This is a genomic window from Secundilactobacillus oryzae JCM 18671 (assembly GCF_000740055.1).
Classification (GTDB): Bacteria; Bacillota; Bacilli; order Lactobacillales; family Lactobacillaceae; genus Secundilactobacillus; species Secundilactobacillus oryzae.
Genome location: NZ_BBJM01000035.1, coordinates 1 through 16302, shown reverse-complemented (window position 1 = coordinate 16302; position 16302 = coordinate 1). Strand labels below are relative to the sequence as shown.

General features: G+C 41.9%; 15 protein-coding genes, 1 tRNA gene and 1 pseudogene. 5 read left to right on the top strand and 12 right to left on the bottom strand.

The window, feature by feature from the left end; translation table 11 throughout:
• The 4 genes and pseudogenes from LOSG293_RS08290 to LOSG293_RS08275 form a co-directional block, all read left to right on the top strand.
• Window positions 1–259 (top strand): annotated as a pseudogene (locus LOSG293_RS08290) (IS30 family transposase); the annotation flags it as partial.
• A gap of 18 nt (window positions 260–277) precedes the next feature.
• Window positions 278–565 (top strand): cysteine peptidase family C39 domain-containing protein, encoded by a 288-nt coding sequence (locus LOSG293_RS08285; RefSeq protein WP_034529236.1) that lies wholly within the window; start codon window positions 278–280, stop codon window positions 563–565.
• A gap of 119 nt (window positions 566–684) precedes the next feature.
• Window positions 685–2022, top strand: a complete 1338-nt coding sequence (locus LOSG293_RS08280; protein WP_034529233.1) for an IS4 family transposase — start codon at window positions 685–687, stop codon at window positions 2020–2022.
• A 183-nt stretch (window positions 2023–2205) separates the two neighbouring features.
• Window positions 2206–3375 (top strand): DUF2075 domain-containing protein, encoded by a 1170-nt coding sequence (locus LOSG293_RS08275; protein ID WP_034529230.1) that lies wholly within the window; start codon window positions 2206–2208, stop codon window positions 3373–3375.
• Window positions 3376–3604: 229 nt separating this feature from the next.
• Here LOSG293_RS08275 and LOSG293_RS08270 read toward each other — a convergent pair whose 3' ends face one another.
• From LOSG293_RS08270 to yycF, 9 genes are all read right to left on the bottom strand, one after another.
• Complete coding sequence (locus tag LOSG293_RS08270; protein ID WP_034529227.1) at window positions 3605–3997, bottom strand: hypothetical protein; 393 nt, start codon at window positions 3995–3997, stop codon at window positions 3605–3607.
• On the bottom strand, window positions 3969–4472 hold the full coding sequence (locus tag LOSG293_RS08265) for a hypothetical protein (protein WP_034529225.1): 504 nt from the start codon (window positions 4470–4472) through the stop codon (window positions 3969–3971). Before LOSG293_RS08265 ends, LOSG293_RS08270 begins: the two co-directional genes overlap by 29 nt.
• A 58-nt stretch (window positions 4473–4530) precedes the next feature.
• Window positions 4531–5010, bottom strand: a complete 480-nt coding sequence (rlmH, locus tag LOSG293_RS08260) for a 23S rRNA (pseudouridine(1915)-N(3))-methyltransferase RlmH (protein ID WP_034529222.1) — start codon at window positions 5008–5010, stop codon at window positions 4531–4533.
• A gap of 663 nt (window positions 5011–5673) precedes the next feature.
• Window positions 5674–6930 (bottom strand): S1C family serine protease, encoded by a 1257-nt coding sequence (locus LOSG293_RS08255; protein WP_081919936.1) that lies wholly within the window; start codon window positions 6928–6930, stop codon window positions 5674–5676.
• Between the two features lie 151 nt (window positions 6931–7081).
• Complete coding sequence (locus tag LOSG293_RS08250; protein ID WP_034529219.1) at window positions 7082–7885, bottom strand: MBL fold metallo-hydrolase; 804 nt, start codon at window positions 7883–7885, stop codon at window positions 7082–7084.
• A 94-nt stretch (window positions 7886–7979) separates the two neighbouring features.
• On the bottom strand, window positions 7980–8807 hold the full coding sequence (locus tag LOSG293_RS08245; protein ID WP_034529216.1) for a two-component system regulatory protein YycI: 828 nt from the start codon (window positions 8805–8807) through the stop codon (window positions 7980–7982).
• A gap of 29 nt (window positions 8808–8836) precedes the next feature.
• A complete protein-coding gene (locus LOSG293_RS08240; RefSeq protein WP_160171719.1) occupies window positions 8837–10150 on the bottom strand; it encodes a YycH family regulatory protein in 1314 nt (437 codons plus the stop codon).
• Complete coding sequence (gene walK, locus LOSG293_RS08235) at window positions 10134–12023, bottom strand: cell wall metabolism sensor histidine kinase WalK (protein WP_034529214.1); 1890 nt, start codon at window positions 12021–12023, stop codon at window positions 10134–10136. Before walK ends, LOSG293_RS08240 begins: the two co-directional genes overlap by 17 nt.
• Window positions 12024–12046: 23 nt before the next feature.
• The gene (gene yycF, locus LOSG293_RS08230) at window positions 12047–12760 is read right to left on the bottom strand and encodes a response regulator YycF (RefSeq protein ID WP_034529212.1); all 714 of its coding nucleotides are present in this window, start codon (window positions 12758–12760) and stop codon (window positions 12047–12049) included.
• A gap of 370 nt (window positions 12761–13130) precedes the next feature.
• Here yycF and LOSG293_RS08225 point away from each other — a divergent pair.
• Window positions 13131–13203: transfer RNA gene (locus LOSG293_RS08225), tRNA-Lys, on the top strand.
• A gap of 194 nt (window positions 13204–13397) precedes the next feature.
• On the opposite strand, the gene LOSG293_RS09995 is transcribed toward LOSG293_RS08225, so the two are convergent.
• The 3 genes from LOSG293_RS09995 to LOSG293_RS08215 form a co-directional block, all read right to left on the bottom strand.
• Window positions 13398–13550 (bottom strand): hypothetical protein, encoded by a 153-nt coding sequence (locus LOSG293_RS09995; protein WP_160171718.1) that lies wholly within the window; start codon window positions 13548–13550, stop codon window positions 13398–13400.
• The gene (locus LOSG293_RS08220) at window positions 13547–14755 is read right to left on the bottom strand and encodes a hypothetical protein (RefSeq protein WP_034529208.1); all 1209 of its coding nucleotides are present in this window, start codon (window positions 14753–14755) and stop codon (window positions 13547–13549) included. The genes LOSG293_RS09995 and LOSG293_RS08220 overlap by 4 nt, the downstream gene beginning before the upstream one ends.
• A 368-nt stretch (window positions 14756–15123) precedes the next feature.
• Window positions 15124–16215: a hypothetical protein gene (locus LOSG293_RS08215; protein WP_152551125.1), complete on the bottom strand. Its 1092-nt coding sequence runs from the start codon at window positions 16213–16215 to the stop codon at window positions 15124–15126.
• Window positions 16216–16302: the final 87 nt, after the last annotated feature.

The following is a 16302-nucleotide window of genomic DNA, read 5'->3' as shown; positions in this document are numbered from 1 at the left end:
AGAATTCGCCAACTACAATTTGATTGAAGAACAGACCGGTGTTCCGCTGTACTTTGCGCACGCTTATTCGCCACATGAACGAGGCAGTAATGAAAATCGCAACCGAGTACTACGCCGCTTCATTCCCAAAGGTCAACCGATTGATGAGATTACCGATGATGAATTGATTCAAATTAACTGGTATTTGAATTGCCGACCACTCAAATGTTTAAATTGGCGAACACCGATTGAGATCTTGTTGCGTAATCTGCGTTACTAAATTTGTTCAAGTTATTTCTTGCAATCTGCCAAAAATAAAAAAGATTATTTGGTTGTTGCCGATCCCGATCCAACTGTCAAAATAAAAAAGGTTAAAAAGGAGGATTTTGCAAAAGAGTGGTCAGGAGTGGTGTTATTCATTGCACCGGCTCCTAATTTTCGCCCAAAGGATGAAAAGAGTACTGGACTACTGAGTTTTGTGCCCTTATTACTGAGACAAAGGAAACTGATCACAAATATTGTTATAGCAGCTTTATTAGTAACGATTATTAATATTTTAGGATCATATCTAAAGGTTGAAAGTTAATATTTCCACTTAAGCCCTGATCTGTTAGGACTTTTTTGCTACAAAAATAGACATGAAACCATTCATATCTGTATACTTAAAGCGTCTAAACAAAAACCATACAGAGGAGTTTCATGCCTATGTCTACTATACAATACAATGACACTGATATTCATCATTCTTTTGCTCATTTTTCAAAATTGGTCCAGCTCTCCGCTATTTTGCGTCGTGTCAATATCCATAAATCGCGCGGTATTAAAACTGAACGCTTATTTGAGTGGTTATTGACCACCATCTTTAATCGTTACTCCATTTTCAGAGCAGAAAAGGCTAATGATTTTTCAAAACGAACTGTTCGCAATTGTCTAAATGATCCACATATTAATTGGCAACGGCTGGTTCAGCTATTAGCGATCCATTTGATCCAATACGTGCAACATTTTACCGATCCAAGACGGCGACAAGCCTTGATCATTGATGATTCATTGTTTAAACGTGAATTTTCACGCAAAACTGAATTATTAGCTCGTGTTTTTGACCACGACAAACAGCAGTATTTTAAAGGCTTTAGGACACTAACTTTAGGCTGGAGTGACGGCAATACTTTTTTACCGCTGAACTTTGCCTTGATGTCATCAAGCCACGCCAAAAATCGGTTTGGGCACCTTAAGTCCAGTGATCAACGATCACTGGCCGCGAAACGACGTACACAGGCAACCCGTAAAATGACCGATGTCGCTTTAGAATTAGTAGATGATGCAATCAAATCCGGCATCAAGGCCAAGTACGTCTTATTCGATAGCTGGTATGCATCACCGCGTATGTTTGCGGCATTGCTAAAACGTCATTGTCATGGGATTGGTATGTTGAAAAAAACTAAAAAAGTCTATTTTCGTTATCGTGACCGAGAAATGGATATTAAGACTTTATACACTAACAAATGGCCAATTAAGGATATCTATCTATACAGTCCAATCGTCACATTTGAAGTTGATGGCGAAAAAATCCCAATGAAGTTAGTCTTCGTAACCAAACGTGGCCAGGCTGATCAATATCTTGTGTTGGCGACCACAATGACTGACCTAAGACCAGAAGCAATCATTCAGATGTACGGTCGGCGTTGGCAGATCGAATGTTATTTTAAAGTCGCTAAACAATACCTGCAATTTGATCAGACTCAAGTCCAAAGCTATGATGGGCTTTGCGGTCACCTAGCAATGGTCATGTTAAGCTATGACGTCCCTGCATTGGCGCAACGTGAAAATACGGACGACAGGACGCTGGGTGACTTATTCTTCGATTATGGACGACCGTTGCCTGATATTAAGTTAGTAAGTGCGTTGAATTGGCTGATACAAACAATTACTGGTCTAGGTGAAAAAATCGACATGGCGGTTGAAACATTAACTATTATTTTTGACGAATTTATAAAAGCATTACCGAATAGCCTGGCCAGGCTACTCGGTAATGCTCAATGAAGTGGAAACTAGTAATATATCGTGCCATAACCGTTTGACATCAATGGTTACGGTCTATTTTGATACTTTCAACCTTTAGTTATCCATGCATTTCTAATTTACCTGCTATAATAGCAATAGCTTTCTTCTGCGAGACCTCAAGCATCAACTAGGCTAAATCTTTAATTAATTAGGAGTTACAACATGAACGAGATTTTAAAAGCACAATTTTTCGTTGATGACCTTTCGGACGATCAAAAGGCCGTCATCACGAACATGAACGATTACATCAAACAGGGATTGAACCGCAAGGAACACTCTGTTGCCATCATCCAGGGGGCAGCCGGAACTGGTAAGTCCGTCGTCCTGATGGAGCTAGTTCGCCAATACATGACTGACAAGCGCTTTAAAACTGCTCTAGTGGTCAATCACCCAGAACTTTACAAAGCGTACCAGGACCTCGCAGAATCGATTCCTAACATGCATACCAAATCGATTCGTCGCCCTACCGCATTAATCAACGATGCTGAAAAGAACAATAAGCATTACGACATCATTTTCGTCGATGAAGCGCACTTGCTCTATTCAAAGTCAGAGCCATACGCGCATTACCGTGGTCAAAATCAGCTGACTGATTTGATGAACTTGGCTAAAGTTGTCGTTGTCGTCTACGATTTCGAGCAAGTTTTCCAATCAAAGATGTACTGGGACAAGGACTTACTGTTCAAAACCATTGACAAACACCCCTACAAGATGTTCGACATGAACTTCCAATACCGAATGGTCGCCAGTAATGAACAGGTTGAGTGGATGGACGATTTAACTGCCCAAAAACCATTGAAGCCCTTCCCTGAAAACAGTGATTTTGAATACAAAATGTTCGATACCGCTGGTGAATTATTTGAAAACATCAAAAAGCGCAATAAGGAAGTCGGTATGAGCCGCGTGGTCGCCACCTCTGGTTTCCCACGGATTGATGGCCGCCACAACGTCGAAATGGATACCTTCAGCCTGCCTTGGGACGAATGGGATCCTCAACGAACACATTGGGCTAAGCGCGAAGGCTCTATCACCCAGGTTGGGACAATTTACACACTCCAAGGATTCGATTTGAACTATGTGGGGATGATCATCGGCCCATCATTCGGTTACGACGAGAAAACCGACACCATGACCATCATCCCTGAGAAGTATTCCCACAAGGAAATCTTCAAAAAGCGCAAAGACATCAAATTTACGCAGGATGAGTACAAAGTGTTCATCGCAAATGTGCTGAATGTGTTGATGAAACGCGGAAAGTACGGCTTGTACCTTACCGCTTATGATGACGCGTTGAGACATAGATTAATGGATTTGTATGAAAACGGAAAATAGCCGTTAAGGATACGAAACGAGGCTGTGCCAAAAGTAAATTTTGGCACAGCCTCTTTCCATTTAACCGAACTATTTATTTTAATCGTGCTCCAGAAGTCAGTTTCCTCCGTCTAACTACGATCAACGAACAATTCCAGAACCAAATTATTCGCCAATCTAGGTTAGTACTCAGCAACTGCCCGACTTCTGTCACAACTTCGTGTTTTTTAGGTTATAACCTTTTTTACTCTTAATATATTTGAGAATCGCTCCCAAACGTATTACCCGTCGTTCCAATTGGCGTGTAATACGTTACTCCGCCTAGAGAATAAAGACTGGCGAGGCTAGAAGCCCCAGAATCCTCATTATTTGACGAAATCGTTTGAGGTTTATGCAAATTTTTCAGAGCTAAGCGATATTGATAAGCACCCTTCTTACCAACCCGTGTGGTCTTTAACCCTTTAATTTTTGATCCTAAATAAAGGTAATGGGTTGCGCCCTTAACTGTCGTTTTCTTAATTTTTGCAGAAGTAACAGGGTTGTTACTGTACACATATTCCGGTTGACCAGTAGTGTTACGTTTATGAACCTCAACGTAACCATTTGTGGTGATGTTAACACTCTGACTCGCAAGGGTATTCATAGAATTTTTTTGCCGCTGAAGCACCGCCTAAGTATAAATTGCCATAACTCCAGGTTGGTAAATAACTCGGTGTCGAAATTTTCTTAAACGAGCTAGGAGAAACTGAAACACCATATGAATGGGCTCCTACCACGTATCCTTTTTTGGCATACTTATTAACTAAGCCATAGTTCAAACGATTTTCATAAAAATAAAACTTTGAATTCTTACCCAAATCGCTTGCAACGATCGTTCCCTTAGGCAAAGTCACCGTTTTTGAATAACCACTTTGACCCGAACTTACTTTATCGTAAAAAATTTTTGCCTTTGTTGCTTTATTAGTTTTATAGTACGTATCTATATTTAAATATTTTTTATACACTGTAGCGCCATTTATTTTAACTGTTGCAGCCGCCTGAGCAACATTAGTCGTGCTAACGCCAACCGCAACAAAAGCTGCTAACCCGAGCAAACCTGCCATTACTTGTTTACGCATTTAATAATCCCCTTCGCAATAACGATATGAAAATAGTATAACACTTCAAAAAATCCCATCACTTATGATACGGACTTCCCTCATTTATCATAAATGCCCGATACACCTGCTCCGTCAGCACTAATCTCATCAGCTGATGCGGCAATGTGAAGCGACCAAACGAAATCTGCGTGTTTGCGCGTTTCAACACTTCTGGCGCTAATCCCAGGGATCCACCAATCACAAACGTAATATCAGAATGCCCATAAGTCGTAAGCTGTGCAATTTCCTTCGCAAACTCCTCTGATGAGCGTTCCTTCCCCTTGATTGCGAGTGCGTACACGTACTCGCGATCTTTTATTTTGCCCAAAATCCGTTCGCCTTCTTTGGCCATCACGTCATCCATTTGGGCCTGGCTCAAAGATTCGGGTGCCTTTTCGTCAGGTACCTCAACAATTTCAAACTTACAGAATCGCGAGAGCCGTTTAGCATACTCTTCAATTCCCTGTTTGAAGTATTTTTCTTTCAATTTACCGACACCGATTATTTTGATATTCATTCGCTTACTCCTTAATTCCAGTTATACACATGTTAACAGTTTACGCTATCCACCCGAAAAATAGAATATTAACAGGTTGTCCACAAAGTTATCCACAGTCCTCGGGGATAACTTTTTTCATTTGTACCCGTCAAAATGAGAGCAAAACGGCATCCCTTCTTGTGAATTTCAAATAGTTATCAACAGGTTTGACAAAACAAGCGTTCTTATATTACAGTGAAACGCTTACTCTCACAAAGGATTTCGAACTTTTACCCAGTTATCAACAAACTTATCCACATTTACCTGTGGATAAGTCAAAAAACCAAAATTTATATCTTATAAATAAATAATTTATTAAATATGCGGCAAAAAATAGTTTTCCACAGAGTTATCCACAGGTTATTAACAACTCCACTTCCGCAAAATAATCCACAATCTCATCCCCGCATTCGGATTTTTCCCAAACTTTAATTTCCGAATGCCGGTTTATCCACAGATAACTCATCTCTCGTTCGGAAAGATTAAAAAATGAGATTGGCAAGTGGAAAATTTTCGCCAATCTCACGATGAATTTTGTCACCATTTTACTGCCATAAAACGCCGTATTTTTGCAATTTTTTTCATTGTTTTAAGATCCCCCAAAAAATACGCCACGCAATCCGCGTGACGCATTCTCCCATATTAAAGGGTCTTATTTAAAGTAATTGTTTCGGTCTTCTTATCACCATTGTGATAGTACGTCACCTTAACCTTGTCGCCAACCTTGTAATTGTACAAGATGTCACGCAACGTCCGATATTCAGTGATGCTCTTACTGTCGATTGCCGTAATCACATCGTACTTCTTAATGCCAGCCTTAGCGGCAGGTGAGCTGTTACTTGGAGTAGCCATCACGACTGCACCGGCTTCAACACTCGTTGGTAACTTAAGAATTGACTTTTGTTGGGTCTTCGAGATTTGAGCTAAATCAACGTATTTGATACCCAAAGCCGGACGGGTAATCTTACCGTTCTTGATCAATTCATTAATGATCTTCACGACTTCGTTACTTGGAATAGCAAAGCCCATTCCTTCAACGCTAGTACCAGAACTATCAGAAGCCAGTTTCATTGAATTAATCCCAATGACTTGACCGCCTAAGTTAATTAACGGACCACCTGAGTTACCGGGGTTAATGGCAGCATCAGTTTGGATAACCGTAGCATCACCACTGGTGGTTTGTACCGTCCGTTTCTTAGCGGAGATAATCCCTTGCGTTAACGATGTCGCGTACTCTGAACCCAATGGTGAACCAATGGCCAGTGCCGTTTCCCCAACCTTGATAGCGGAAGAGTCTCCGAATGAGGCCACTTTATCAATATCAGTTGCGTTCACTTTGATAACTGCCAAGTCGGTCACTGTATCCTTACCAACAATCTTGGCTTCCTTCTTCTTTCCAGAGCTGGTAATGACCTCTAATGCGTTTGAGCCGGCCACCACGTGATTATTAGTAACGATGTAGGCTGAGTTACCAGAGATCTTGTAAACGACCCCAGAACCCTCAGAACTAGCTTCTAAGTCGCTACTACTATCTGATGATGAAGAGGATGAATTGCCAAACAAGCTATCTGCGCTAAATGAACTTTCCTTTTGTAGGTTCACCACGGAAACGACCGCGCCCTTCACAGCCTTAAAGGCTTTTTCAGACTGCGAGCTAACGCTAACTTTGACATTACTAGTTGAGGCGGTACCGCCACTATTAGAACCACTCGGTACTGCCGTTGAATTTGAAACGTTATTGCTGACGTAAGTGGCACCACCAAAAGCGATTCCACCGCCGAGCAACCCTGCAACAAGTGCGGTCACTGCGACCTTTGTCATGCTAGTCCCATGTGATCGTTTATCTTGAGGCTGGTTATTTATTTGATTTTGAAAATCATTATTATTGTTATTATCCATTTTAATCGGCTTTGCGCCTAACCTCCCTTTTGGAGTGACAGCAAAAAAGCGCCCCTCTCAACATTTACAATACTATCATACCGTTAACTTGTGAAGAATGTTTGAAAAAGACGCTTAAAAAACGCTAAATTCTCATTATTTTATTAAAATTTTAAATTGCGTACAAATCTGACGCTTTATCTGGGTCCGTATCTAACAACTGGAAGTCATGACCGACACCGTAATCGTGGTTGGTCATCATGGATGTCACCGTTAAATGTGCCAAGCTCTTGATGTTGTTTTCCTGACTCAAGTGACCTAGGAAAATGCGTTTCGTGTGGTTACCCAGCACATCCATCATGGTTTCAGCGCCATCTTCATTTGATAAATGGCCCCGTTCGCCTAGGATTCGTTGCTTCAATGGCCATGAGTAGCTTCCCTGGCGCAACATTTCCAAATCGTGGTTACATTCCATCAGGTAGGCGTCCGCATCCTTAATGGTGCCTTCTACGTGTTCAGACACGTAGCCGGTATCCGTCAGAATTACGAAGCTCTTACCGGCGTGGTGAAAGGAGTAGAATTGAGGCTCAGCTGCATCATGTGACACGCTGAAACTTTCAACATCTAGATCCCCCAAGGAGAGCGTGGTGTCTGGTGCAAACAGATTCTTTTGTTCGGTTGCAACTTCACCAATCTTAGTGCCCATAGCGTCCCAAGTTCCCTTGTTGGCGTAGACATTCAGCTGCGGGTAACGGCGTGCAAGAATGCCGACTGCTTTGCGGTGATCACTATGTTCATGCGTCACAAACAAGGCGTCCACATCACTCATGCTTTTGCCGATTGATGCCATTAACGCTTCAATCTTCTTACCACTCAACCCCGCATCCACGAGAACCTTGTGTTGGCCGGTCTCAATGTAGGTCACATTCCCTGTACTACCGCTCGCAAGGATGCTGACTTTCAATCCATCATTCATGGTTACTTGTGCTCCCTTAATATGTAATGCGGTATGCCCTTAATTGAGGTCACCCGCTGCCACTGTTTTTAGTACCGTCGATTATACCACTAGTTTACTCACCCGTGGTACTTGCCTTAGCGGTCGAACTACTCTTTAAAATAGCCCCAGTAAACGCGTTTACCTGTCTAACGTACGTTCCCGTCGTCGTGTTAGTCTTCAACGCAACGTTCCAGGTTGGCACATAGACACTACTTTCCTTAATGGATAGTAGCTTCGTGTAAGCTAATTTTGTCCATTGAATCCTTGCACCGTTAGGAATTTCATTATATTGATAAAGCCAAATAAGTGCGCGTTCTTCGGAAATTGTGTCGGTTTTTTCGCGCAATGGTGCTACATCACTTAAATAACCTTGTGTATAGCTCGTAATTTCACCATTTTGAATGGTAAACCGGACTTCCCCCATCGTCGAATAAATAGAGCCGTTCGTCACGCGTTGCACGTAAACCACTTGGTTCGAATTCGACAGATTTTTGCTGTAGACATAATCCTTACCATGAGAAACCTGCGTCGGATCCTTCATCAAAACGGCCGTTGCCGCCTTAGCTGACGAACCCGCTAACTCAACTGGCGTTTTAAACGTACTCGTTAAAATATCGTCCTTATACTCCGTTGTCTGGTTAACCAGCCCACTTGCCTTGGCTTCCAAATCATTATTATTACTACTCGAAATGTAGTAACCGTCAGACGATTTAGCCGAAGGTGTATTGAACCGGATTTGGTCACTACGCATTTCCTTGATGATGGTCGAATTCGAGTCGCCAGCTTGACTGCCACCATTATTCATTTGGATCGTGCCACTTTGTCTAAATGTCACAAACAGGAAAATATCAATCGCAACAAAAATTAGTAGAAAGATCCATTCAATTCGTCGAAAATCCACACAATTCCCTCCCTTCCAGAGCAGTTAGCTTAACTGTTTAATAGTGATTCGTAGGTTTGCCAGCTTCCTTGGTAACGAATGTACCAGGTTGGCGTTAAATCAATGACTTCCTCGGAGACCTTATTTTGTTTCCACTGATAGCCTAATTGGACGGCACTAATTTCGTTTGTATCAATCCCCGCTGCCTTTAGTTGGTCCAGCATTGATTGCGTCGTTGGAATGTCCTTCGCCTTTTCTCGAGATGGCACTGGTACTTGGAGACTGTAAATCGAGAAATTGTACTGGCGAATGCTATCACCGACTAACTGAATTCTAGCCGTGCCATACTCTGCCTGGTTGAAGATTGGAAATCCTTCAACGAAGCCACGGTAGGCAACGCTACTCGTATCCTTGTTGTAGTAGTAAAAACGGGTGTTATCCATCGGAATCCCAATTTTTTTCAAATCGTTATACGACTGAGTCAGGCGCTTGGTATAGCTCTTGATTGGTGTCATTGAGCTATAGTCACCGTACGTCACAAACCCGGTCTTCTTGTTAACTTCCATCCGGTGATAAGCACCATCATCGTAAGTCGTCACGTTTTTCCGTTTTTTAATCGAAATATCCGTACTGTTACTGTCGTTTGACATCAATCGGTTCACAAAGTTATTTTCATCCTGCTTGTTGATCATGTAGCTATAACGCGGCATCGTCATCGCTTTTGTAATAAACACAGTTGGTTTACTCTTCAACATTCGAAACTCAACTGGGTCGCTCACCAGGTTCTTACTCAAAACCTTTTTGAGTTCTTTCAGTTTTTGACCTTTAACGTTGACCCGATAAATTCGGAAATTCGTGTCGTTAAGCAAATACACGTGCTTGGCATCGTTTGATTTAAATTGAATTCGGTTGAATTGAAGGTTATGAATCCTCTTCAGCTGATTATTGAACACCTTATTGAAAATTTTCACGGTGATATTACTGTCATAGTTCAACAAAACCGTATTCGCTGTTTGCAATTGTCTCAAGTATTCGGATTTTGACTTCGAACTAATCTCACGAACGCTCGATGCCTGCCACTTAGACATTTCATCGCGAATTTCAGTCACTAAATTAACTTTACGATTATTCACTAGTTTTTGATTGCCTTGGCCATCTGTGCGAATCACCTGAACTGGTAAATAAATATCGCGAATGGATTTGGTGCTCAAATCTCGCTGAGTGCCAGTGCTAGTCACTGTATCCTGCTTATTGCGCTCATATCGTGCCGGTTTATTCGTCCAAATAAACCACGACAGCACCATACTAATGATGACTGCAAAAAGGAGGGCAATTGGTAATAGCGCTTTAGTCGTTATTTTCATCCCAAAGATCATCCTCCTCGTATGGTTGATATGGCAACGTGATGTAGAAGGTTGAACCGCGACCTTCGTGGCTATCGACCCAAATTCGGCCACCAAGCATTTGTACCACTTCACGAGAAATGGCGAGCCCTAATCCAGTCCCACCTTGAGCGCGGGAACGGGCCTTATCCACTCGATAAAAACGGTCAAAAATATGTGCTTGATCAGCCCTTGGAATCCCCAAGCCTTGGTCACTGATGCTAATAATCACGTTGTTGTGGGTTTCTACCAAACGACAAGTGATGACACCACCATCTGGTGAGTACTTAATTGCATTATTCATGATGTTATCAAGCACTTGGGTAAAGCGGTCGGTATCGATTTCCACCCAAATATCCCGCTTCGTGAAGTTACGTTTGATGGAGTAGGATTTTTGCGGCTTGTCCTCGTCGCTCTTCTTATCGTTGCTGGTCAAGATCATATCGAAACGATCCAAGACATAGTTAAATAACTCGTTCAAATTGACGAGTTCAAGATTCATTTTTTGAGTTCCGGAATCCATTCGTGACAACGTTAGTAAGTCGTTAATCATCCGAATCATCCGGTCAGTCTCTTCTTGCGTCACCTTCAGGAACTTAGGGGCAACTTCGGGATCTTGCCAAGCACCGTCTGATAAGGCTTCAACGTATGAACGAACACTAGTCAGTGGGGTTCTCAACTCATGAGACACGTTGGAAACAAATTGTTTCCGGTCTTGATCAATTTTTTGTTGTTCCGTAACGTCATGCAGCACACAGACAAGTCCGCTGATAAAGCCGGATTCCCGTTGAATCAGTGAGAAATAAGCCTGCAAAATGAGGTCATTGCCCTCAGTCGAGAAGTCCAGAATAATTTCATCTGGGTCTTCCAGCAAGTCACGTAGCGAATATTCTTTTCGAATGTCTAGGATATCCAAAACTGATTTCCCAACGGCGTCGTCGTCTTCTAAGTTCAAGAAGTCGTTGGCCATTTCGTTAATGATAATGACATTCCCACGCCGATCGGTGGCAAGAACGCCATCTGTCATATGCGACATAACTGAATCAAGGCGCCGACGTTCAGACTCCGTGGATTCTTGCGCCTCTTCAACCCTAACGGATAGGTTATTGACGGCCGTTGCCAGCTGTCCAAGTTCGTCGTTTCCGTAAACGTGAACCTGTCCAGAATAGTCCCCGCGAGCAATTCGCAGCGTCTGTTTCTTCATTTCGTCAATCGGTCGAGTAATCGCCCTAGAAATAACGATTGCCAAAACCAGCCCTAAGGCGATGGCAATTAGGGCCGCAAAGACGTAAATCAGCGTGATGGTATTAATATTACTGTAGACACCATCTAAACTAGCGCGCATGTAAATAACCCCGACAGGCGTGTTGTTATTGCTGCCGGCGTCTTGACTTCTAATAATCGGTTTGACCGTCATGTAGTAGTGGTTATCGTCACTATCTACTGTTGTTCGGTCGATTCCCGCACTTCGCGTGTTATAAATCACACTCTTAATGCTGCTATCAGTGGTTTTTTGACCTACAACCGCTTGTGCATTAATCTCGTTGGTCCCACGAATGGTCCCTTTACTGTCAATGACCTGAATCTGGGCGTTATTTGGTGCATTAACGTCCTGCAAAATCACTCTAATGCGGCGGTTAGCAGCTTCTGAATCACTGCGCACTAATTGCTCCGCCAACGAAGTGTTTACGTATGGCGGTAGCGTAATTTGTGATTTAAAGGTATTAATATTTTGTCGTTCAAGTTGTTGAACGAAGATTGCCCCAACGATTTCCAAGGTCACGATGAGCATTAGCGCAAAAACGAGCGCTATTTTGTAATGAATGGACTGGTACCAACGCAATTTAGTGTTCACGCTACTCTGACTCCTCCGTGCGACTATGCTTGTTCGTTTTCAGGATTCCGCAAGCAATAGCCCACACCACGGCGTGTCACTAGCCATGTTGGGTGACTTGCATTATCTTCAATTTTTTCTCGTAAACGACGAACCGTTACGTCAACCGTCCGAACGTCCCCAAAGTAATCGTAGCCCCAGACCGTTTGCAGCAAGTGTTCTCGGGTCATCACCTGACCTAAATGAAGGGCAAGATAGTGAAGTAACTCAAATTCACGATGCGTTAACTCAATGTTCTCGCCTCGTTTAGTGACTGAATATGCATCTGGATGAATCGTTAAATCGCCAACTTCAATATCTTGAGATTCGGTTTCTTCTGATTGTGAGCTAGCGGCCGTGCTTTGACGGCGTAAGTTTGCCTTCACTCGCGCAATTAACTCGCGATTGGAGAATGGCTTCGTCACGTAATCATCGGCACCTAATTCAAGGCCAAGCACCTTATCTAATTCTGAATCCTTGGCAGTTACCATGATGATTGGCATATCATGGTTCTTTCGAACTTCGCGGGCCACTTCAAGACCATCAATCTTTGGCAACATTAAATCTAAAATAATCAAATCTGGGTTAACATCTTCGACTTGTTGTAAGGCTTCTTCGCCATCATAAGCTACATAAACTTCGTAGCCCTCTTTAGTTAAATTGAATTTCTCGATATCAGTGATTGGTTTTTCGTCATCGACGACTAAAATCTTTTTCATGAAATTTGTCCTCCTTAAAGGATCTACGCTTTTTTTCGGTTAAGTTTTATTTTTTAAGTGAATCATTGCCCATTTCGGTTAATTCATTTTGCTAAGGGCATGAGCTAAAATGAATAAACATGCTTGAACGGGTCAATTTTGACGTCCAAGCTTAATTTTTATTCTAATTTTTTTAGTCAATTAGAATTACAGCTATTATAGCACAGAGTGAGGTTTGACGCATAAATCCAGGGTTATGTGGTTAAATTATAGTAAAGATGTAAGCGGATTATAAATGAATTTTTAAAAAAAGGTGTTGCACTGCTCTGATATACATGATAATATAGTTTTCGTTGTTAAGGCGACGCAAGTTACTTAGCAAAACTCATATGGGCAGTTAGCTCAGCTGGCAGAGCAACGGACTCTTAATCCGTGGGTCCAGGGTTCGATCCCCTGACTGCCCATTCCATATGCGTTATAAAAAAGTTAAAGAAGACTTTCGGCAGTGATTGCTGAAAGTCTTCTTTTTTGGTTAAATTTAGCTTTTGCGCTTATCCTATTTACTTTTACGTAAGTGTTTGAAAAAATTGATGCCTCGTTTACCAAACAAATAACTAACGATAAATACTTCTAGACCCGCATACAGCAACTCTATTTCTTAAAATTCATTTTGCTTATGTTTTCTTTTTTTGTGTCCAAATACGAAAGCAATCATTGTCGCTAAAATAAATCCAAATATGGTGGCTGCATTTTTACGTTCAGCTAACTGCGGTAATTTCGGTTTTTGTGTTGCGGAACTAGTTTCATTCATCGATTCGCCAGAGCTTCTATTAAGTCTGATTCCTGGGCTTTTCGTCGTCTTTTGCTCAATAACTTCATTGACTGTTTCTTCTTGGGCATAATCAAATCATTGTTAATCCTAAAATGGAACGTCTTATCGGCTTCACTCACCCGTATTCTGATAGCATTTCCATCATCAGAAAAAACAAAATGTGTATTCTCAACTGTTAGCTCTTGCTTACCACCTTTAGCTAAATAATAAACACCATTTTTGGTCGTAATTACGGCACCTTTTTGATTAGCACCCGGTGATAAAGATACTCTTTGATCACCGTAGCCAACAGTTTCTGATTGAATTCTGAACTCACCAAAATTATCGGCATTAACTTTAACACGAAAATATCGACCACCGCGTTTATAAATTTCCCCATCATAAGCCGAAATATTTCCAGATTTATCATACTGAATAGTCACATTGCGTACTCGACCATTCTTGATTGAATGACTAGCAATGAAAAACTTCTGATTTTTATACCCATAGCTGAGGGTACTACCATCACCAAACGACGTCGTTCCTGCTCGCTTGGTTGTTTCACGATACGAATCAACCATTACCATTTCTTGATCTAAGTCACTGCCATCAATGAATGATGCGAATTTGAATTGACCTTTTTTCGCTTCAAAGGTCGCAACGTTGTCGTTATTATCAAAAAATTCAATACTAGTCCAGTTACCATCTTGACCAATTACATTTTCGGTACTGCCACCATCCGGCATCAAAATCCACTGTCCACTCGAAGAATTGGATTTCGTATGGGCTACTTTGGTTGTCGAATCATCCCTGTGGTCAGCTTGAGTGGCAGCGGACTTAACCGATTTAGACAGTTGCTTATCGGAAAGCCTATCTACAGATTCTTCAACTGAATTCGTCTGACGCTTTTCAACGGTTACTACGGCCTTTGTACTATCAGAATTAACGCTTGCATTGGCATCCTTTGAAAGAACCAGCAAATTAGTAGTTGTTGAAGCTGGTTCCTGATTTGCTGTCAATTTAACAGTATTAGTTTTTTCGTCTGGTTGAGCTGCGTTTGCACTAGTTGTCTCGGTTCCCGAAACATTGCTGTAATTAGTATCAGCCTGTGCAGTTAGCTCACCCCCTACAGTGATTCCCATCAAAACCAGTGAAGAAATTAAAAGCCGTTGTAGCATGAATTGCTTGTTATTACCCCTGTACATAGCACTATCCTCCCTACCCCATTAAAAAATCTTATCGTTCTCACATTTTTATTTTAACGCATCTGCCGAATCAATTCCGATTTATATCACTACTCCCAGAATAAACTTTTTTGACCCACCTCCCTAGCGTATAATTAAAACTAGGAGGCGAGTCATTATGACCAACGAAATCCCTTATTGCCATGCAGACATGATTTGTGAGCCAGGCTGTCGCTGCGCCAGTGCAGACGGCATTTGTCATTGTCCAATGATTAGTGATGATAAATGCGCCTGTGATGGCTACTGTGGTGTGCCCGCTAAGTAACATTCACCGTTAAGAAATAGTAAAAGACGGAAGCCAAATCTGGTTTCCGTCTTTTTGCACGCAATCATTTACCTAAAAGCGTCTCGGTTGGTGCCATTAGTAGTTTTTTAAAGTCATTATTGCCTTCATTAAGGGTAATCACCTTATTGGACTTAATTTTGCCTTCATCCGTATCTGAAACGTTGAAATAAACATGCCGATAATCAAAATCCGGTGAAAATATTTTTGTCTCAAAGCTGGCAAAAAGCGAATCTGTCCAAACGCCATTCTTCAATCGATACTCATTCATTGAATCGTCAAACAGCGTTCTAACCTTTGTATATCCAGCCGCTTTCAGTGCCTTACCAGAAGCGGTATCCACATAGTGATTTGGACTTGCGGGAGCCAATGGCATTGAAGTTACGTAAGGTATGCCATCGATAACTGTCGGTTTATTCGTATTCAGTGTAATTAAGTCACTGGCTTTGGCGTAGAAGATGCCTGATTTTAATCGTGAACTAAGCATGACAAACTGGCCCACTCTTTTAATTATTCTAGTCGTATTATCAATCCCATAGTAGTTAGAACTCAACATCGCGGCATCATCATCTGGAAACGCATATTGCGGACCAACCAATTCAACTTGTTGTGCCTCAGGATTAGACTCAAAAATCTTCCCACTACCGTTTTCTTGTGCTAATAAGACATTGCGCACCGTTGCTTCGGTTGTCCATTTACCATCATGGTCATAGTCGTCGAGATCACGATAAGGCGCTGAAAAGACTTGTACAACCGGAACCATTTCAGTACCGTCACTCGCCTGATAGGGCACATCGACAATACGAAAATCAGGAACAGACTTTTTAGCCTGCTCAAACGCAATCACGGTTTGAATTTGCGCTTTGGTCATACTAGGTTGATAGTTGCTGATAACTGAACGGCTGATTGCACCGTAGCTTGTCTCTGGCTTGGTTTTTGTTGGATCATATCCGGTTACCGCACTTTTATGATAGGTTGCAGCGTACGGAAGCGTGGAATAGTAAATTTCCTTGGCCGAATAGGCATAACTTTTTGAGCTAATGGTGGCTTGTCCGCTGAGTAACTTATTGGTATTTTTTCCAGCCATTAAATAGCCACGCCAAATATACCCCTGAAGTGAACCCACAAGTTTGGACAACTAAATTAAGCTACTAACTGATTGGCAAGTTCTCGGTATTGTACTGGTGACTTGCCTTTTAGCTTGGTCCTGATTCTACGGTTATTA